Annotated in this window: 20 protein-coding genes; 16 read left to right on the forward strand and 4 right to left on the reverse strand. The window is 55.2% G+C overall.

What is annotated here, in order from left to right; translation table 11 throughout:
- Positions 1 to 6: 6 nt before the first annotated feature.
- Positions 7 to 750 (forward strand): class I SAM-dependent methyltransferase, encoded by a 744-nt coding sequence (locus ABC336_RS30360; protein WP_413242649.1) that lies wholly within the window; start codon positions 7 to 9, stop codon positions 748 to 750.
- 116 nt (positions 751 to 866) lie between these two features.
- The gene (locus tag ABC336_RS30365; RefSeq protein WP_413242226.1) at positions 867 to 1,457 is read left to right on the forward strand and encodes an AAA family ATPase; all 591 of its coding nucleotides are present in this window, start codon (positions 867 to 869) and stop codon (positions 1,455 to 1,457) included.
- Here the strand turns inward: ABC336_RS30365 and ABC336_RS30370 are convergent.
- Positions 1,438 to 2,079 carry a GyrI-like domain-containing protein gene (locus ABC336_RS30370; protein ID WP_413242227.1) on the reverse strand — a complete coding sequence of 214 codons (642 nt, stop codon included), beginning with the start codon at positions 2,077 to 2,079 and terminating at the stop codon, positions 1,438 to 1,440. The two genes, ABC336_RS30365 and ABC336_RS30370, sit on opposite strands and share 20 nt — an antisense overlap.
- Positions 2,080 to 2,165: 86 nt before the next feature.
- Positions 2,166 to 3,116: a helix-turn-helix transcriptional regulator gene (locus tag ABC336_RS30375; protein ID WP_413242228.1), complete on the reverse strand. Its 951-nt coding sequence runs from the start codon at positions 3,114 to 3,116 to the stop codon at positions 2,166 to 2,168.
- Between the two features lie 153 nt (positions 3,117 to 3,269).
- Between ABC336_RS30375 and ABC336_RS30380 the strand changes: the two genes are divergently transcribed.
- From ABC336_RS30380 to ABC336_RS30395, 4 genes are all read left to right on the forward strand, one after another.
- The gene (locus tag ABC336_RS30380) at positions 3,270 to 4,127 is read left to right on the forward strand and encodes an SDR family oxidoreductase (protein ID WP_413242229.1); all 858 of its coding nucleotides are present in this window, start codon (positions 3,270 to 3,272) and stop codon (positions 4,125 to 4,127) included.
- A gap of 125 nt (positions 4,128 to 4,252) precedes the next feature.
- A complete protein-coding gene (locus ABC336_RS30385) occupies positions 4,253 to 4,876 on the forward strand; it encodes a nitroreductase family protein (RefSeq protein ID WP_413242230.1) in 624 nt (207 codons plus the stop codon).
- 31 nt (positions 4,877 to 4,907) lie between these two features.
- Positions 4,908 to 5,858 carry a ring-cleaving dioxygenase gene (locus tag ABC336_RS30390; RefSeq protein WP_413242231.1) on the forward strand — a complete coding sequence of 317 codons (951 nt, stop codon included), beginning with the start codon at positions 4,908 to 4,910 and terminating at the stop codon, positions 5,856 to 5,858.
- Positions 5,855 to 6,298, forward strand: a complete 444-nt coding sequence (locus ABC336_RS30395) for a MarR family winged helix-turn-helix transcriptional regulator (RefSeq protein ID WP_413242232.1) — start codon at positions 5,855 to 5,857, stop codon at positions 6,296 to 6,298. Before ABC336_RS30390 ends, ABC336_RS30395 begins: the two co-directional genes overlap by 4 nt.
- 73 nt (positions 6,299 to 6,371) lie before the next feature.
- Here ABC336_RS30395 and ABC336_RS30400 read toward each other — a convergent pair whose 3' ends face one another.
- Entirely contained in the window at positions 6,372 to 7,181 is an 810-nt protein-coding gene (locus ABC336_RS30400; RefSeq protein WP_413242233.1) for a helix-turn-helix domain-containing protein, read from the reverse strand.
- Between the two features lie 162 nt (positions 7,182 to 7,343).
- Here ABC336_RS30400 and ABC336_RS30405 point away from each other — a divergent pair, with 162 nt between their 5' ends.
- Positions 7,344 to 8,153, forward strand: a complete 810-nt coding sequence (locus ABC336_RS30405; RefSeq protein ID WP_413242234.1) for a phytanoyl-CoA dioxygenase family protein — start codon at positions 7,344 to 7,346, stop codon at positions 8,151 to 8,153.
- Positions 8,122 to 9,003: a sugar phosphate isomerase/epimerase family protein gene (locus ABC336_RS30410; RefSeq protein WP_413242235.1), complete on the forward strand. Its 882-nt coding sequence runs from the start codon at positions 8,122 to 8,124 to the stop codon at positions 9,001 to 9,003. The genes ABC336_RS30405 and ABC336_RS30410 overlap by 32 nt, the downstream gene beginning before the upstream one ends.
- 144 nt (positions 9,004 to 9,147) lie before the next feature.
- Here ABC336_RS30410 and ABC336_RS30415 read toward each other — a convergent pair whose 3' ends face one another.
- Positions 9,148 to 10,056 (reverse strand): AraC family transcriptional regulator, encoded by a 909-nt coding sequence (locus ABC336_RS30415; protein ID WP_413242236.1) that lies wholly within the window; start codon positions 10,054 to 10,056, stop codon positions 9,148 to 9,150.
- A 157-nt stretch (positions 10,057 to 10,213) separates the two neighbouring features.
- On the opposite strand from ABC336_RS30415, the gene ABC336_RS30420 reads away from it, so the two are divergent.
- The 8 genes from ABC336_RS30420 (at position 10,214) to ABC336_RS30455 (ending at position 18,219) form a co-directional block, all read left to right on the forward strand.
- Positions 10,214 to 10,951: an SDR family oxidoreductase gene (locus ABC336_RS30420; RefSeq protein WP_413242237.1), complete on the forward strand. Its 738-nt coding sequence runs from the start codon at positions 10,214 to 10,216 to the stop codon at positions 10,949 to 10,951.
- A gap of 140 nt (positions 10,952 to 11,091) precedes the next feature.
- Entirely contained in the window at positions 11,092 to 11,925 is an 834-nt protein-coding gene (locus tag ABC336_RS30425; protein WP_413242238.1) for an SPL family radical SAM protein, read from the forward strand.
- Between the two features lie 609 nt (positions 11,926 to 12,534).
- Complete coding sequence (locus tag ABC336_RS30430) at positions 12,535 to 13,698, forward strand: RNA polymerase sigma factor (protein ID WP_413242650.1); 1,164 nt, start codon at positions 12,535 to 12,537, stop codon at positions 13,696 to 13,698.
- Positions 13,699 to 13,845: 147 nt separating this feature from the next.
- Positions 13,846 to 14,376, forward strand: a complete 531-nt coding sequence (uraD, locus tag ABC336_RS30435) for a 2-oxo-4-hydroxy-4-carboxy-5-ureidoimidazoline decarboxylase (protein ID WP_413242239.1) — start codon at positions 13,846 to 13,848, stop codon at positions 14,374 to 14,376.
- A complete protein-coding gene (gene pucL, locus ABC336_RS30440; RefSeq protein ID WP_413242240.1) occupies positions 14,373 to 15,362 on the forward strand; it encodes a factor-independent urate hydroxylase in 990 nt (329 codons plus the stop codon). The genes uraD and pucL overlap by 4 nt, the downstream gene beginning before the upstream one ends.
- Positions 15,359 to 15,718, forward strand: a complete 360-nt coding sequence (uraH, locus tag ABC336_RS30445) for a hydroxyisourate hydrolase (protein WP_413242241.1) — start codon at positions 15,359 to 15,361, stop codon at positions 15,716 to 15,718. The genes pucL and uraH overlap by 4 nt, the downstream gene beginning before the upstream one ends.
- A gap of 249 nt (positions 15,719 to 15,967) precedes the next feature.
- Positions 15,968 to 17,287: a 5'-deoxyadenosine deaminase gene (locus ABC336_RS30450; RefSeq protein ID WP_413242242.1), complete on the forward strand. Its 1,320-nt coding sequence runs from the start codon at positions 15,968 to 15,970 to the stop codon at positions 17,285 to 17,287.
- A gap of 47 nt (positions 17,288 to 17,334) precedes the next feature.
- Positions 17,335 to 18,219 (forward strand): FAD binding domain-containing protein, encoded by an 885-nt coding sequence (locus ABC336_RS30455; RefSeq protein WP_413242243.1) that lies wholly within the window; start codon positions 17,335 to 17,337, stop codon positions 18,217 to 18,219.
- Positions 18,220 to 18,223: the final 4 nt, after the last annotated feature.

The following is an 18,223-nucleotide window of genomic DNA, read 5'->3' on the forward strand; positions in this document are numbered from 1 at the left end:
GTGAGCATGCAAAATGAAGTTGCTACGTATTGGGAAGGGGAAGCCGAGTTGTACAGCGAGGGCATCCGTAAGGAGCTGGAAGGCTTCCAGAGACAGGCATGGCTGGATTTGATCAAGGAGCATGCGCCTCAGCGGCCGAGTCTGCAGGTGCTTGATGCAGGCTGCGGCCCCGGCTTCTTCTCGGTTATCTTGGCTGGCGACGGCCATCAAGTAACAGGGATCGACTGCGCGGAGCATATGCTTGACGAAGCTCGGGGGCATGCCGCGCGGGAAGGCGTGACCGCTGATTTCCTCCAGATGGACTCTCATTCTCTCTCCTTCGGAGACAACAGCTTCGATCTGGTCGTCTGCCGCAACGTAACCTGGAGTCTTGCCGAGCCGGAGAAGGTGTACAGCGAGTGGAAGCGGGTGCTGAAGCCGCAAGGAAGGCTGCTGATCTTCGACGCCAACTGGAATTGGCACTTGTGGGACAAAGAGATGAAGCGGCAGCATGACGAGGATCAGCAAGCTTACCGCGACCACGGCTGGGGCGAACCGCCGCATCATGTGGACACTGACGAGACAGACCGGCTCAGTCTGGTGCTGCCGCTCACCCGGCAATGGCGGCCGGCCTGGGATGTCCAGACGCTCCAAGCACTTGGTTTCCATGAGGTCAACACCCGCGAGGACCTCAATGCTCTCGTCATGGACGAGAAGCAGCAGGTTTTGAATCGTTCGACGCCGATGTTCCTGATCTGTGCCGAAAAGTAACTCTATCCGACTGCAAAGGACCGTCCACAGTGGGCGGTTCTTTCCTTTGACAGATAGCGGCAAGTGACATAAGATAGTGACCATCGAGATCGAGCAATCCTTAGGAGGGAACAAGGTTGATTATCTGGCTGAATGGAGCTTTCGGCTCAGGCAAGACGACAGCTGCTTATGAACTGCAGCGGCGCTTGCCCGACTCTTACGTATATGATCCCGAGAACATCGGTTATTTCATCCGCAAGAATACGCCGAAATCGACGCATCTGCCGGATTTCCAGGACTATCCTCAATGGCGGTTGTTCAACAGGGAGATGCTGCAGCTAATGGCACAGGAATACAAGGGAACGTTGATCGTACCGATGACGGTGACGGACCCGGTGTATTTCGAGGAGCTCACGTCAGGTGCGGCAGCTTTAGGTACAGAGATCCGCCATCTGATCCTGTATGCCAGCAAAGAAGTGCTGCATCGCAGGCTGAACAAACGGATGGAGCGCGGCCAGACCTGGGCCAAGGCTCAGATCGATCGGTGTCAGCATGCCTTTGATGAAGTGCTCACGGGTGAGAAGATTATGACGGATACGCTGTCGGTCCAAGAGGTCGTAGAGGAAGTGGCAAGGAGAAGCGGTCTTCACCTGAGACCCGATAACCGGAGTCGTCTTCGCCGATCTATCGACCGTTTGCTGGTGCAGATCAAGCATATTCGCGGGTAGAAGCTGTTGCTACCGGGAACCGCAGCACCGTTCTCAGCTTTGGCGTTGCCGTCTTGCGGGGATCCGACAAGTAGATTTCCCGGTGGATTTTACTTGTCCGGATATATCCCTGTTCTGCACAATACGCTTCCATCCGGGCAAAGCTTGCCGGCTCGTCGTCAAAGCTCCCCACATGCATCATTTGACAGCTCAAGCCTTCTTCGGCATGTCCAAACTGGAGCTTCTCCAGATATGGATTTGCCTTTTTCTTTTTAGACTGTTCCAAGAATTGTTTGAAAAGAGCTGCCGTTAAAAAGTCAGGCTGACGGATCATCAGAGTATATTTAAAATTGCTTTTGTTGGTTGCCGGCTTGGAACGATCAACCAGGTCCCATACGCCCTCAAGCGGAAATACCGTGTATTCATAATATGAGGGCGGGACATTCTTGCCTTTGTAACACATTTTCACCGCATAACTCAACGTGTACAACGCTTCAGTTGCGCTGGCAAAAGCTTCGCCGTTAGGATCACCATACCCGTCGACCATTACAAAAGGAATCTTCGGTACGTCCACAATTTCCGGCGACGTTTTGGGCACATAAAGGTGCTTATAATCTTTCTTATAATCGACTTTATTTGCCATCACGCGTTCTTCCTTTCTGTCCCATCATGTTTACTCCTCTTTCCAAGATGACCTCAGTATAAAGCAGTGAACCTGACAACACATTGTCAGGTTTGCAATTCATTTTGATATTTCATCGCAATCGCAGCTGCCTTGTGCCCGATAATCTCGCGGATATGGGGAGGACCCAGCACCTCCACATCATCGCCGAAGCTGAGGATGAAGCCATACAGCCAGTTGTTCTCAGGATAAGTGATATGGATCAGCACATCGCCCCCGTCAGCCTCCTGCAGTGCCTCCGGGCCGAATCGCTCTTCCACTAGATGCTTGATTGTACCGCGGAATCGCAAGCTCAGCGCAACCGTTTGATCGGGCTTGTTCCACTCTTGGTCAGACGGCTGCAGCCCGGGTTCTACTTGTCTGCGTGTAAAGCGCTGCTCCAGCATGGCAAGCTCCTGCATCCGCATCAGCTTGAATATGCGAAACTGCTCTCGTTTCGTACAATAAGCGTATACATACCAATGTTGTCCCTTCAACAGGATGGTATGAGGCTCTGCCGTACGCAAAGTCATCTCACCCTGGGCGCTGCTGTAGCTGAAAGTAACCAACTGCTTGCGTTCGATGGCTTCTTTGAGCAGATCGAGCTTCTCTTCGAATAATGCCGGTGCCCCCCAGGGCGAGTAATCCAAAAGCAGTTGATTGCTCTTGATCTGATATTCCTCCGCCTGAGCAGCGGGGATAATACTGTTGATCTTCTCCAGCAGCAGGTTGTTGCGGTGTCCGTCGTAGGTGGTGCCGACGCTTCGAAGGGCTGTAGCAATGGCGGCAAACTCGTCATTGGTGAGCAGATTGCGGTCGAGCCGGTAGCCTTCGGCGATCCCGATGCCGCCTCCGGCCCCCTGATAGGTTACGATGGGGATACCTGCCTGGTCGATCGTGTCCACATCGCGGTATATGGTGCGCACCGAGACTTCAAATAACTCGGCCAGCTCCTTGGCTTGTACCATTCGTTTGTTCATGAGGAGGACTACGATAGCCAATAGTCGATCTATTTTCATGCGGCATTCTCCGTTCTTTCCCATTTTCACAGATACGTATTAGGATAGCACAAAACACCAGAGAGGCCAGAAGGAAAAGGGATTGACAAGTGATCTTGTTGTAACTATACTAGTTACATCAAGATCAAATAATCATTGAGGGAGGACAACATTATGAAATATCTAGTGACAGGCGCTACCGGACATCTGGGGAGCAAGGTGGTCGAGGCGTTGCTGGCCAAAGTGCCCGCTAGCGAAGTAGCAGTCAGTGTCCGGCATCCGGAGAAAGCGGAAGGGTTGCGCGCCAGAGGCGTAGAAGTGCGGCATGGCGATTTTGATCAACCGGCATCGCTGGATGCGGCTTTCGCAGGCATCGAGCGGATCCTGATCATCTCCGCCGATGGCGACAACAAGACGCGGATCCGTCAGCATACGGGCGCTGTAGAGGCCGCCAAACGCGCGAACGTTAGCTTCATTGCTTATACCAGCCTCACCAAAGCCGAGGAGAGCACCAATCTGATGGCACCGCCTCATCAAGCAACAGAAGCAGCTATCAAGGACACAGGCATTCCTTATTCGCTATTGCGTAACAACTGGTATCTGGAGAACGAACTGGGGACGATCCGGGCTGTGCAAGCCGGAGCTCCATGGACGACCTCCGCCGGGGACGGCAAAGTCGGTTGGGCGCTGCGTCAGGATTATGCCGAAGCGGCGGCAGCTGTCCTCACCGGTGAAGGCCATGAGAATTCAATTTATGAACTGTCGGGTCCGCTTCTGACACAAGAAGAGCTGGCTGCCGAGCTGGGCAGGCTGCTGGGCAGGGAAGTGCCTGTCCAGCAAGTCGATGATGAGACCTATGCAGGCATCATGAAGCAGGCAGGTCTGCCGGAGTTCGTGCTGCCGATCGTCGTCGGGATCCAGCAGAGCATCCGGGCGGGGTCGCTCGAAGTGGCTCACAGTGATTTTGAGAAAGTGCTGGGCCGTCCGGTAACGCCGGTGCAAGAAGCACTGCGCCAGCTGCTCCAAGCGTAAACTAACTTTTTATGAACCTCCGTGGCGACACGGAGGTTTTTGAACATGTTGACAACTATCTTAAAATCATATATCTTTAATTTAAGATAATTGAAACCAAGATGATTCTCAGGAGGCGCATGACCATGCAATTTAGCGATGTAGTCCAATCCAGACGTTCGGCAGGTAAATTCATTCCCGATACACCCATATCGCAGGCTGAGCTCGATGAGATCTTCCAGCTTGTGAAATATGCGCCATCCGCATTTAATCTCCAACATACAAAGTATGTTGCCGTCACCGACCCCCAGGTCAAACACAAGGTGTACGAGGCCGCCAGCAGGCAGCATAAGGTCAGAACCGCCTCTGCGGCCATCCTGGTGCTGGGCGATCTTGATGCCTACCAGTCTGCTGCCGAGATCAATGAAGGATTGCTGCATCTCGGGATCCTGAATAAGCAAGAATATGATATGACTGTGCAATCGATCACGGACTTTTACCAGCAGCGAGGGGAGACGTTCAGGAGGGAAGACGCAATCCGCAATGCCAGCCTCTCGGCGATGCTCCTTATGCTGATCGCCAAAGACAAAGGCTGGGACAGCTGCCCGATCATCGGCTTTGATCCCGAGATGATGCGCGAAGCGCTGCATGTACCGGATCATCTGGTGCCGGCGATGCTGATTGCAGTCGGCAAGGAGGATCTGGACGGTCAGCGTCCGCGCGGATACCGCAAGCCGGTAGGCGAGTTTGTTATCCAGAACGGGTTTTAATTTCAGTCAGCCCACGAGAGGAGAATCGCTCATGACTATGCATACAACCGGAATTCACCACATCACAGCGTTTGCCAGAGATCCGCAGGCGGGTGTCGATTTTTACGCCGGCATCCTGGGCTTGCGGCTTGTCAAACGTACGATTAACTTCGATGCCCCTGAGGTGTACCATCTCTATTTTGGCGACCATGCCGGGAGCCCGGGGACGATCATCACCTTCTTCCCCTGGCCGGACTCCCGCAAGGGCAAGGTTGGAGGAGGGCAGGTAGGCATCACCACTTACGCCGTTCCTCCAGGCTCGCTGGACTTCTGGGAGGCGCGGCTGCGGCGATACGGCATCTCGGTGATGAAGGCAACGAGATTCGGCGAACACTACCTGCAGTTCAGCGATAATGAAGGACTGCGGCTGGAGCTCGTGGAACGAGCCGCAGGCGAGAGAAGCGAGTGGTCGTTTGGTGGCGTGCCTGCAGACAAAGCCATCAAAGGGTTCGGCGGCGCGGTACTGTTCAGCGCCAATGCGGCCAAGACGATGGAATTGCTGGAATCCGTCATGGGGCTGAGCCGCCTGGGTAGCGATCAGGGATATGTCCGCTTCCAGTCCGCTGGTGAGATCGGCAACTTGATCGACGTGCCTGAAGCCGACATCGAATGGGGTGCGGGCGGTGCCGGCACGGTACATCACATTGCTTGGCGGGCAGCCGATTACGAGGAGCATGAGGCATGGCAGCAGGAGGTGTTCCGTGCCGGTTATCAGCCGACGCAGATTATCGACCGTCAGTATTTCAACGCCATCTACTTCCGGGAAGCAGGCGGGATCCTGTTCGAGATCGCTACGGATCCACCGGGTTTTGCCCATGACGAGCCGGCGGAGACGCTGGGCGAGAGACTGATGCTGCCGGCATGGCTCGAAGAGAACCGCGCTCAGATCGAAGCCAATCTGCTGCCCATCCGGGTCCGTAAGCCAGAGGAGGCATCTCCTTGACGAGCTCGCAGCATGATCTGTCTCTGAAGCTGTTCGTCGTACTCTCCAAGGCCCACAAGTCAATTATGGATCAGGCAGTCAGCGATATGAAGCGACATGGTTTGTCATCGACGGAATTCATCATCCTGGAGCTGCTCTATGCCAAAGGCCCGTCGCCCTTGCAGCAGCTGGGCGACAAGGTGCTGATCACTAGCGGCAGCATTACTTACAATATTGATAAGCTGGAGAAAAAGGGACTGCTGCGCAGGATTCCCTGCACCGAGGACCGGAGAGTTACGTTTGCCGAGATTACAGAAGAAGGGAACCGGTGGATGAGCGAGCACTTTCCCAAGCACGCCCAAGCCTTGGATGAGGCTATGGGGGGACTCACAGCAGAGGAAAAACAGCAGACGATCGACCTGTTGAAGAAGCTGGGACTCCACCAGTCCGAGAAAGAATAAGCGGAAGACACAACAAAAGGAAATGACGCCTTGCCAAGCGCATTTCCTTTTTTGTTGTATAGCTCTACAAGTTCTAGGGGGTCGAGGAGCGCTTTTTGTAATCGGTTGGAAGTGTCCCGTACCACTTCTTGAACTGACGAATAAAATGATTGTAATTGTGAAAACCGACCTCATAAGCGACCTCAGAGGCGGTGCGGTCAGTATGTTCAAGGAACAAAGCCGCCTGCCGGATCCTCATCCGGTTGAGCGTATCGATGATGGACAGTCCGGTCGATTCTTTGAACAGATGCGACAGCCGTGAAGCGGACAAGCCGATGCTGCGAGCCAAAGTGTCCACCCGGACCGGCTCCCGCATATGCAGGGTCAAATAATGCAGCGCTTCTTCGATACGGGGATCCAGCTTATGGCTGCGCCTCTGCGCGAGCAGCATCAGGATCTCTCTCAACGAACCTAGGCTCAGCTCATGCCAATAATCCCGCCGCTCTCGCAAATCTGCAATCATGCTGTGAAAGGCGCGGTATATCCGCTTGCGGACTTGTCCGTTCTCCAGGCGCTGGATCGTAAAAGGATCCGATGGCAGCAGCGAGGATTCGAGATGCCGAGCCGTATAATGGGCCCATACAAACTGCCAGGCTTGCCCCGTCACCGTCCCGTACTCATGCGGAGTACCCGGCTGCAGCAATACCGCATCGCCGCTTCCGCAGATGCACTTCCCGTGCGCCGTGTCAAAGTAGCCTTGGCCGCTGAGCGTGTAAACGATCAGCCAGTCATCCCTGCCATGGAGACGTCTGATGACATAGGCGTCACTTTCACGGTAATGCCCTGCCAGCACAATACCATATGCGGACCCATCTGTCTGAAAATACCCATCGACTTGCTGCATGATTCGACTCCTCCGTCTATTATGGTCTTATCAGCTTACCTCATCTTCGTCTGTCAGCCAATAAGTTTAGCAGGATTGTGTGATTGTTTAGCATGATCGATACTGTCCTCCAAGCTCACAGCCCCCTATACTTAAGCCATCACAATCGAAAGGAGCTTGGCAATGACATATACGCTTGGCAGGATTACAGAAATGCAAAAGCTGCAGTTCGAGACGGAGGGTTACCTGATCGTCAAAGGATTGTTCGAGCCAGAGCAGGTGGAAGAAATCCGCAGTACCTTCGACACCATCAGCGAGCAGCCGGTGCCGGGATACTACGAGCCCGATCTCGATCCGCAGGCCAGCGACCCGCTCAGGCGCTATCCTCGGGTCATGCATCCGCATCGGTTCAATGAAACGGCCAAGAGGTACATGCTGCATACGCCGGTACTGGACGTACTGACCGATCTCTACGAGGAACCGCCGCTTGCGGCGCAAAGCATGTTCTACTACAAACCGCCCGGCTCGCGTGGCCAGGCGCTGCATCAGGACAACTTCTATCTCAAGGTCGAACCGGGCAATTGTATCGCAGCCTGGACTGCGGTGGACGGTGCCGACGAAGACAACGGCGGCCTGCTGGTCGTCCCCAAGACGCAGTCATATGAGATTGTATGTCCCGAATACGCCGATGCCAAAGAGTCATTCACCACGCATTTCGTCAAGCCTCCCAAAGATCAAAAGGCGGTGCCTGTCGCTCTGGAACCTGGCGACGTGTTGTTCTTTAACGGCAATCTCATCCATGGCTCGTATCGCAACAGAACCAAAGACCGTTTCCGGCGGGCATTTATCTGTCATTATGCGAACGCTTCCGCTACCCAGATCAGTCAACACTATCAGCCCTTGTATAGACCGGATGGCTCGGAGGTACGACTGAACGACAATCCGGATGGAGGACCTTGCGGTGTCGAATTCGAAGCACTCTACCCGCACTGATGCTGCGGCTCCCCGGCTGGAAGTACTGATGTCCTGGTGGGGAATGTCGGGATTGGATGAGCCCGGCCGCGAGGAGGACATAGAGCGCAGAGTGGAGAGGATCGCAGCCGCGGGATTCGACGGCATCAACGGCGCTCTGCCTGCACCAGAACGGCAAGAGCTGTGGGACCGGCTGCTGCAAAGGTACAACTTGAGCTTAAGCATCAATGCTTACCCAAGAACTGCTGCAGAGATGACCGACTGCCTGGAACAAGCAAAGCAGCATGGCAATATCCAGCACATCAATGTGCAAGTGATGACCCCTTTCATCATGGATGAGGCTGCAGTTAGCCTGTTGCGGGATCTGGTCGAACTCTCGCGGGGGTCCGGCATACCGGCCTACATCGAAACCCATAGAGGCACGATTACCCAGGATCTGATCCGGACCGCCCAGTATGTAAGACGGTTGGAGGAATTGCGCTTGACGATCGACTTCTCCCATTATGTCGTCGCTGGCGAAATGCATACGGTGTCGGAGGAAGCAGAATCGCTATTGCAGCTATTACTGGCGCGAACTTCGGCGATACACGGTCGGGTGTCGAACGGGGAGCAGGTACAGATCGATATCGGGGAGCAGGGAGAGCACCCGATGCTGGAGTATTTCGAACGGTGGTGGCAGACAGGGATGCGGTCATGGCTGGCATCTGCAGCACCGGGCGACGTGTTGCCCTTCGTATGCGAGCTGGGGCCTCCCCCTTATGCGATAACGACTGGCGCTTCACCCGGAGGAGAGGAGATCAGCGACCGCTGGGGGCAATCGTTGTTGTTGCAAGCTGCAGCCCGTAGGATCTGGAAGGCAGCCACATTGTGATAAATGGGAGAATTGACACAAAGTTGAAACGCACGTCCTGTATGGCCAAGGCCAACGGGAGGTGCGTTTTTTGCGCAAATATAAAGTATATGGTTTTCTCATCAGCCGCAATCAACAGACAATATTCAGTCAATCAGAAGGTATTTATGTCTTCGCCAGTTGCGCCTGAACATCCGAGCTCGGAGACCGGCCGTACATCCTCGCGTACTCGCGGCTGAATTGGGAGGGACTCTCATAGCCCACTTGATATGCCGCATCCGAGACGGACAGGGACTCGACTAGCATCAGACGGCGAGCATCCTGCAGACGGACGGTTTTCTGGTATTGCAAAGGACTCATCCTGGTGAAACGTTTGAAGTACTTGTGAAACGCCGATGGGCTAAGATTGGCGGACTGGGCCAAACGCTCTATGGCTAGCGGCCGGTTGAACTGACGGTTAATCTCCCGGATCGCTTGTCCTACAGCACGGGCGTGACTATGGGGTATTCCGAACAGCAGGAGGGCAGCCCCTTGATCACCTTGAAGCACACGATACAGGATCTCGCGAAGGATGAGGGGAGCCATCACAGGGATGTCCCCCGGCTCGTCTAGAAGCTCCAGAAGCCGTACGAGTGCTTCGAGCAATGGTGGTGAAATACGGTTGACCGATATGCCGCGGACGTCAGCGTAATCAGGATCCGGAAGATGCATGTCTTTGGTGATATCCAGGATCATGTCGGTATCAAAGGTCAGCTTTAGGCTGAGATAGGGATGCTCAGGCGCGGCTTCGATGATCCTTCCGGTAATCGGCAGCTCCACGGATGTGATCAGATAGGACGATGGATCATATCGGTAGATCTCGTCTGCCAATACTGCCGTCTTCGCGCCTTGCGCAACGATGCACAGGGAAGGCTTGTAGACCGACTCCAGAGGCTCGGACAGCTGATCGGCGTGCATCAAGGTCAAATTGGGAATAGCTGTAGCAAATGTGCCTGTCGATGGTGTGTGAAGCCGGATCAAATCTGATAGCCGTTGTAAAGCCTGTTTCAAACGCCCCGAATCATTGATGTCCATATAGGGATCTCCTTTACCTAGCTTTCTGTATTTATTATCATAACGATATGAAACAGGAATAGGCAAGCATCCAATCCGATTGTGCTAACCGTCCAAAGGGCCCCCTGGCTATACTGGTAAGGTAAGGATTCAGGATCTGATAAAGGAGAGGACGAGTATGAGTCTGCAAGGAAAAGTAGCCATCGTCACTGGAGCTTCACGCGGCATCGGGCGACAGATTGCGATACAGTTGGCACAAGCAGGTGCTTTGATCGCAGTAAATTATGCATCCAACCCGGATAAAGCAGATGAGGTTGTCAGGACCATCGAGCAAGCGGGAGGCCAAGCGACCGCCTTACAAGCTGATGTCAGCCAAGTGAGCGAGATTGAGAGGCTGTTCTCGCTAACCATCGAACGATACGGGAGATTAGATATCCTGGTCAATAATGCCGGTATCATGGAGTGCTTACCGATAGCAGACATGACCGAGGCGTCGTTTGATCGTCAGTTTGCCATTAATGTCAAAGGGACTTATTTTGCCTGTCAGCAAGCGATGGTGCTGATGTCCAAAGGCGGTACGATCATCAACTTCTCTACCTCCGTCTCCGGCGCGATGCTGCCCACTTACAGCGTTTATGCAGCTACCAAAGGCGCCGTAGAACAATTAACTCGCCAACTTGCGAAGGAATTCGGAACACGGGACATCACGATAAACTGCGTGGCGCCAGGGCAGGTGTCGACGGAGCTCTTCCTAACCGGGAAGTCGGACGAGCTGATCGAATCGTTTCGCCGGATGAATGCCTTTGGACGGCTGGGGGAGCCGGATGACATCGCCGATGTCATCGAACTGCTGGTCAGCGACAAGGCACGTTGGATTACGGGCCAGACGATTCGCGTCAACGGCGGCTTCAATTAAATTATGGGGCTAGCCCGAACAGACAGCATTGGCTTCGTCGTGCCTCCTGGACGATCCATGGGCAATGACGTAAACTAATAGCATAGGAACCGCCTTGTCATATCTGGCGTTTCAATCCCTGAACAAGAAGGTCGGTGCGAATGGCCACCCCATGTACGGAGAAGCTCTCCAAAACCATCCTGAGCGAAGCCAGCGGCTATCTGGATACAGGGTTCACGCATTCTTTGAATCCCTACAGCGGCTGCGCGTTTGCCTGTCAATATTGTTATGTCCGTGAGATGCCGATCCAGCGCTTCAAGGATATCCCTTGGGGCGAGTGGGTCGAGTCCAAGACGAATGCGGCGGAGCTCTACCTTCGCGAGATCGCCCGGCTCAGACGCAAGGACAAGCCTGTACGTATCTTCATGTCTTCGGCCACCGATCCTTACCAGCCGGTCGAGCGGGAGGCGAAGCTGTCGAGAAGTCTGCTGCAAGCGATGGTCGAAGCCCCGCCGGATCTGCTGCAGCTCCAGACTCGGAGCCCGCTGGTCACACGGGACCTGGATCTGCTAGAGGCACTGGATGAGCGCAGCCGATTGATCGTATCGATGACGGTCGAGACCGACCGCGAGGACATGAAGCGCCTTTTTGCTCCCTATGCGCCAGGGATCAGTCAACGTCTGCGAGCTCTGCGCACACTGCATGATGCCGGTATCGTGACACAGGCGGCCATCTCGCCCGTATTGCCGTTTACTCCAGCATTCCCGCAGCAGCTCGAAGGCATCGTGGAACGTATCTGGATCGACACGCTGACGATTGGAGATGGTGCGATGGGCAGGCGCTCCGGTCGGCTGGGCATGCCGGACCTCTTCCGCCGGAACGGTCTTGCGGACTGGTATGCCGCTGATATCCACACCCGGGTCTATAAGTATTTCCTACGGTTTTTCCCGCCTGACAGGGTGCATCTGTCCAAGGAAGAAGCATTTCCTAACTAACGAGCGGCCCACGTCATATCGGCAGGCGCGTATCATACGAAGTCGATGAAGGAGCTGGTCATGACGCAGCGGCAGCCTATGGAAGCGTCGGCGGGCATGTAGCGAGTAAGTTATTCGAAGCGGCAGTTTCCGGCCTTCTGGGAACGCCGCTTTTTATTTGCAGTTGGCGAAGCAAAAAAGGCTCGCTTTAGAGGTTGGGAGGATGAGACGCTACCACGACCCCGGAGGCAGTGTCCAATTACGGACAAAAGTACAATTAAAAACAGTAGAAATAATAGATACGGCTGGTTTAAGGACAAAAGTGCATTTAACAAGCAGATAATTGGATATAAAAGGAAATTAAGGCTAAGTTAATTGTACTTTTGACGTTATGATCCCGATTTTCGGAGTGCATGTGAGAATTAATTGCACTTTTGTCCTTAGGTTGGGGCGAGTTTTTCCTCAATGTATAACTCAGCGTGCGCCACTCACCTTTTGGAATTGAGCCTTCTTGTAGGGCGTGCGTGTGGCCTTTTCGTCTGCTCAGCCGTCTAACGATATATAAAAAAAGAAAGGAGGACGCTCATCATAACAGCGGATAAACAGGCCAATGCTGCTCTGGTCGACGAGCTGTACCGACGCTATCACGACCGCTTGTACCGGATGATCTGTCTCAAAAAAGGGAGCTCGGAGGCGGAGGACCTAACGCAAAGAGTATTCGTCAAGGCGCTGGAGCACGCGGATCGCTTCCGCGAGCAAGCGAGTCCGTTTACCTGGCTCTACCGGATCGCCATGAATACCATCATCGACGAGTACCGCCAAGCGGAGCAGCGCAGACAGAAGCAATGGCTCTCACCGTCACTGATTACGAAGGATTTTACCGCGCATGTCGAACTCAGCATCGACCTCTCCAAAGCGTTGCAGACATTCGGGGAGCTGGACAAAGAAATTATCACCTTGCGATTTTTTGTGGATTGTACGCTGGAGGAGATCGCCTCTATCGTAGGGATGCGCAAAAGTGCAGTTAAAAATCGATTGTATCGGGCTTTGGGCAGACTGCGGTCCGAATGGCACGATGCAGAAAGGAGCAAAACGATGTCTATATCTGAATTGATCCACATGGTGAATGTACTGGAAAACCCGGAGGATTCTGCAACGAATCAGGCGGTCACGGATGGCATCATGGATGAATTGAAAGCGAATATCGACCGCATCACCGCCAATTACAAGCCGCTGGGCAATACGATCCGCATCGAGATCTATCCGGATCTGCCAACGTTCCATCAGCAAACATCGGACGTAGAGCGTCCGGACTGGTATGTTGCCAAGCTGGACGATGACGGCAGCAGGATCCGGATGGTGTCGCCGCTCAATCCCGGACCCCGTCACAGCTATCAGTCCGTGATTCAGGCCGTCGTCAGTTTGTTCGCTACCGCGATTGCGATAAGAATGAATCACGACCAAGTACACACGCTTCCGCTCTGGCTCAAAGGCGGAATCGGACACTATGAATCCCGGTATTATGGCGATAGTTACGCAGGTCACTTGCGCTCGGCTTTGCAGAAGGGGAGCATCCCTGCCTTGACTACCCTTGATGGGGACTGGCAGGACTTTGTGGAGCGGAACGGCCATCTCTACGCTTGTTCGGTCGTCGAATTCATCGTGGAGACATACGGCTACGACAAGCTGCGAGCGCTAATCCTGCGTCCCGACGCCTATAACGACATTTTTGAATGCAGCCTTGCCGAATTTGAAACGCAGTGGAAAAACTACCTTACCCGCAAATATAGATAATCATGAAATAAGCAATGAATTCGAAAACAAGGAGACGTTCGCCCCGGGCGCGCTTCTTGTTTTCTTTTGTTCGCAGCCAGTCATACCACAGACACCATGTAAATAAATATAACATATAGTTATGGAGAACAGCTGAGGGGGGAGGCTATGTCCCAAAAGGAAGGCTATCTAAACGAGATCAATCAGATGGAACAAGCGGCTTTCGTGCGGGCGTTCGGCCATCTTTTCGAGCATTCGCCCTGGGTGGCTGAACAGGCCTGGAAGCTAAGGCCGTACGATAGTCTAGCTCACATGCTCAAGAGAATGGAGTGCCTCGTGCATCAGGCGGAGACGGAGCGGCAGCTTGACCTGCTCCGCGCGCATCCCGACCTGGGAGCCCGCATCCGTATGACAGACGCCTCCAGGCGTGAGCAGCAGGCAGCCGGGCTGGGTGCGCTGAAGCGTGAAGAAGCGGAGCAGTTCCTGCAGATGAATAAAGCCTATAAGCAGAAGTTTGGATTTCCCTTTATCCTTGCCGTACGAGGCAGGGAAAAGGGCGAGATTCTGCAGGCCATGCGCGTCAGACTATCCCAATCACCGGAGGACGAGCGGACCAAGGCGCTTCAAGAGGTCTGCTTAATTGCAGCATATCGGTTGAATGACTGGGTCAAGGACGATTGCGAGGAGGAGGACACATGACAGCAGACGAAGATGCAATATCGCCTGAGACCGGGTTATCGCCCAGACGGCGGATGTACTACGGCAAAGGGGACGTGTGGGTATTCCGCACGTTTGCTGAACCGCTCGAGGTGACGCCAATCCCGGAATCCGCCTATACCGGCTGCAGGAACACTGTTATCGGTGCCAATCTGTCTATCGCTGTTAGCGGCGAAGCATTTTTGAGTTCATTTACCGATGGCGATAATAGGCTGGTCGTGGCGACGGACTCCATGAAAAACTTCATATTGCGTCATACCGCGCAGTATACGGGGGCGGCGATTGACGGGCTCTTGGCATTTATCGGCCGAAGACTGCTGGAGACTTATCCACAGATGACTGGCGTGCGGCTGGAGGCGGTGCACGTCCCCTTCGAGGAGATGCAGCTGCCGGACGATCCGGCTGCAGCAGGTAATCCGCTCGTGTTCAAGGTTTCCCGCAATGAAGCGCCTGTGTCTAAGGTGATATGCATCCGGGATGAACGGGGAATCCGGGTCTCGGAGCATGCCGGCGGGATCACCGGTCTGCGGCTGTTAAAAGTCAAAGGCAGTTCATTCGCAGGCTATGTGAAAGATGAATATACAACGCTCCCCGAGACGGCGGACCGGCCGCTCTATATCTTCCTGGATGTCTGGTGGGCTTACACCGACTCTGAGGATGCGCTGGAAGCCTGCCGCATGCGGTATGTCGCAGCCGAGCAGATCCGGGATCTCGCTGCCGCGGTATTCCATGAGCTCCATTCGCCTTCGATTCAGCATCTGATCTACCGGATCGGCTTGCGTATCCTGGAACGCTTCCCGCAGCTGAGCGAAGTGTGGTTCGAATCCAACAACCGGACATGGGAGACGGTGACTGAGGAGACGGCGACCGGCAGGGGCGGCGTGTTTACAGAACCCCGACCGCCATTCGGATTCCAGGGCTTCTCGGTTAGCAGGGAGGATCTCGCAGCTGCAGGAGGCGGAGGATGAGCGGCAGGCTGACGACCCATGTGCTGGACATCGGCAGCGGACGGCCGGCGGCAGGTATGGATATTGAGCTGTATTATCTTCATCCGACTGGAGGACTGCGTTATGTATGCAGCGCAAGGACGAGGGGGGATGGCAGGACCGGTCAGCCCCTGCTTGCTGACGGACAAATGATTGCCGGTATCTTTGAACTGCTATTCCAGGTCGGAGATTATTACCGGCAGTCAGAAGGCGCCGGACACCAGCCCTTGCTTTGGGAGAGCGTACCGGTCCGTTTCACAATCCCGCATCCTGGTGAACATGTTCATATCCCGCTCCTGATCGCTCCCGGCGGTTACAGCACGTACAGGGGCAGTTAAGAACGGGGCATGATTCGAGTTTTCCTTCGGAAAACTTAAAGCTTATGCTTTCGAAGCAAGTTTTCCTTCGGAAAACTAAGCGTATGCTTCCGAAGCGAGTTTTCCTTCGGAAAACTTAAGCTTATGCTTTCGAAGCAAGTTTTCCTTCGGAAAACTAAGCGTATGCTTCCGAAGCGAGTTTTCCTTCGGAAAACTAAGCGTATGCTTCCGAAGCGAGTTTTCCTTCGGAAAACTTTGAGGAGGGCACATATGAACTCGATATTGTTCAAGCAAGCGCAGATCGTCACCATGGATGCTGCCGGAACGGTGTTCAAGGGGGATGTGCTGGTCCAGGGGGACCGGATCGCTGAGATGGCGCCGACCATCGAAGCATATGCGGATGATGTGATCGACGCGTCAGGAAAAGTGATGCTGCCAGGGTTTGTGCAGACGCATATCCACCTGTGCCAGACGCTGTTCCGCGGCCGGGCCGATGACATGGAACTGTTGGATTGGCTGAGAGAGCGGATCTGGCCGCTGGAGGCGGCACATGATGAGGAGTCGGTCTATCATTCGGCGATGCTGGGCATCGGCGAGCTGATCCGTAGCGGTACGACGACGATCCTCGATATGGAAACTGTACATCATACGGAATCTGCTTTTCGCGCCATCGAGCAGAGCGGCATACGGGCCATCGCCGGCAAGGTCATGATGGATCACGGCACACATGTGCCACGCCAGCTGCAAGAGCGGACCGAGCAGTCGCTGCAGCAGAGCGTCGACCTGCTCGAGGCCTGGCATGGCAAGGATAATGGGAGGATCCAGTACGCCTTCTCGCCCCGGTTTGTCGTCTCTTGTACAGAAGAACTGTTGGTCGGCGTGAGAGACCTGTCGCGGCAATACAACGTCAAGATCCATACGCACGCAGCGGAGAATCGGGGAGAGATCGAGCTGATCGAGCGGGAACGCGGGATGCGCAATGTCGTCTATCTCGATCATCTCGGACTGGCATCTCCCGACCTGATCCTCGCGCACTGCGTCTGGCTGGATGAAGCGGAGAAGGAGATCATCCGGACGCGCGGGGTCAAGGTGACACACTGTCCAGGGTCCAATCTGAAGCTGGCTTCCGGGATCGCCGAGGTGCCCGATCTGAGAAGCCGCCAGATCCCGGTCGGGATCGGCGCCGACGGCGCTCCCTGCAACAACACGCTGGATATGTTCCAGGAGATGCGGCTGACGGCGCTGATCCAGAAGACAGTGCACGGTCCGACGGCTATGGATGCCCGCTCGGTGCTGCGCATGGCGACGATCGGCGGCGCCGAGGTGCTGGGGCTGGAGGAGAAGATCGGCAGTATCGAGAGCGGCAAGCAGGCAGATCTCATCCTATTGGACCTGGATGAGTTCCATGCTTATCCGTCTTTCGAAGTCGATCCGTACTCGCGTATCGTCTACTCGGCGGGGTACAGCGATGTCGACACGGTGATGATCGACGGCAGGCTCGTCATGAGAGGAAAACGGCTGCTGACCATGGACAAATCAAAGGTATTGAGAGAAGCCGACCGTGCGATCCGGCGACTGGTCCGGGGATAGGGGGATCCCTTCCGGCACGGCAGGCTGAGCGACAAGGGGGAGTCGGCATGGCAGGCAATGCATCCCCGTACCGCCAGCTGCCTGAGATATGGCAACCACGGCTGCTGGCAGATGCGGTGCGGCTCAAGCAACAGCTGGGCGACGACGCCGTATATGCGGCAGGCGCGACTTGGCTGCGGACGCAGTGGGAGAACGGACGTCCGCAGCCGGGTCATCTCATCAGCCTGGAGCAGATCCGGGAGCTTGGCGGCTTCCGGACTGATGAGCACGGCGGACTCGAGATCGGGGCGGCGGTGACGCTGGGTGATTGTTGCGTCCGCCACGAGGTGAGCCGGTCTGCGGGATTGCTGGCAGACGCGATCGGCCGGATCGCCGCCCCTGCCGTCCGCAATCTGGCGACGCTGGGAGGCAACGTGTGCAGCCGGACAGGAGATGCGCTGCCCGCGCTGCTGGCGCACGAAGCCGGACTGGAGATCTACAGAGACGGCTCATACCGGAGGCTGACGCTGGTGCGCTGGCTGGAGAATACGGCAGAGCACCGGGAGGATCTGATCGTGCGGATCTGCATCCCCGGTTCGACTGAAGTTAGCGCTACGTCGCGAGATATATCCTTTTACAGCAAGCTGGGGCGGCGGGAGGCTTTTACGCCTTCGCTTGTAACAATTGCGCTGGCGGGGAGACAGCTGGCAGACGGCACGCTGACCGGTATCAGGCTGGCGCTGGGCGGCGGCACAGCGCCGCCGCTCCGGCTGAAAGAAGTGGAGACGCTCCTCGAGGGCGGCAGGTCGGACCGGGCAACCCTGCTCCGGGCAGGTGAGCTTGTCCGGGCAGGCTATGGAGCTGCCACCGATTCGCATGCCGATGCAGCCTATCGCAAGGAAGCGGCAGCCAATCTGCTGACTGCGCACCTATGGTCGGCAACCAGATTCTAATGAA

Origin of the sequence: Paenibacillus jepli (genome assembly GCF_047238105.1) — a bacterium.
In the GTDB taxonomy this organism is placed as follows: domain Bacteria; phylum Bacillota; class Bacilli; order Paenibacillales; family Paenibacillaceae; genus Paenibacillus_D.

Coding starts and splice junctions, on each gene's coding strand:
- ABC336_RS30380 (WP_413242229.1), top strand. CDS start 3,270: ATGAAATATCTAGTGACAGGCGCTACCGGACATCTGGGGAGCAAGGTG.
- ABC336_RS30375 (WP_413242228.1), bottom strand. CDS start 3,116: ATGAAAATAGATCGACTATTGGCTATCGTAGTCCTCCTCATGAACAAA.
- ABC336_RS30455 (WP_413242243.1), top strand. CDS start 17,335: ATGGCAGGCAATGCATCCCCGTACCGCCAGCTGCCTGAGATATGGCAA.
- ABC336_RS30360 (WP_413242649.1), top strand. CDS start 7: ATGCAAAATGAAGTTGCTACGTATTGGGAAGGGGAAGCCGAGTTGTAC.
- ABC336_RS30390 (WP_413242231.1), top strand. CDS start 4,908: ATGACTATGCATACAACCGGAATTCACCACATCACAGCGTTTGCCAGA.
- ABC336_RS30420 (WP_413242237.1), top strand. CDS start 10,214: ATGAGTCTGCAAGGAAAAGTAGCCATCGTCACTGGAGCTTCACGCGGC.
- ABC336_RS30450 (WP_413242242.1), top strand. CDS start 15,968: ATGAACTCGATATTGTTCAAGCAAGCGCAGATCGTCACCATGGATGCT.
- ABC336_RS30385 (WP_413242230.1), top strand. CDS start 4,253: ATGCAATTTAGCGATGTAGTCCAATCCAGACGTTCGGCAGGTAAATTC.
- ABC336_RS30405 (WP_413242234.1), top strand. CDS start 7,344: ATGACATATACGCTTGGCAGGATTACAGAAATGCAAAAGCTGCAGTTC.
- uraH (WP_413242241.1), top strand. CDS start 15,359: ATGAGCGGCAGGCTGACGACCCATGTGCTGGACATCGGCAGCGGACGG.
- ABC336_RS30400 (WP_413242233.1), bottom strand. CDS start 7,181: ATGCAGCAAGTCGATGGGTATTTTCAGACAGATGGGTCCGCATATGGT.
- pucL (WP_413242240.1), top strand. CDS start 14,373: ATGACAGCAGACGAAGATGCAATATCGCCTGAGACCGGGTTATCGCCC.
- uraD (WP_413242239.1), top strand. CDS start 13,846: ATGTCCCAAAAGGAAGGCTATCTAAACGAGATCAATCAGATGGAACAA.
- ABC336_RS30425 (WP_413242238.1), top strand. CDS start 11,092: ATGGCCACCCCATGTACGGAGAAGCTCTCCAAAACCATCCTGAGCGAA.
- ABC336_RS30415 (WP_413242236.1), bottom strand. CDS start 10,056: ATGGACATCAATGATTCGGGGCGTTTGAAACAGGCTTTACAACGGCTA.
- ABC336_RS30370 (WP_413242227.1), bottom strand. CDS start 2,079: ATGGCAAATAAAGTCGATTATAAGAAAGATTATAAGCACCTTTATGTG.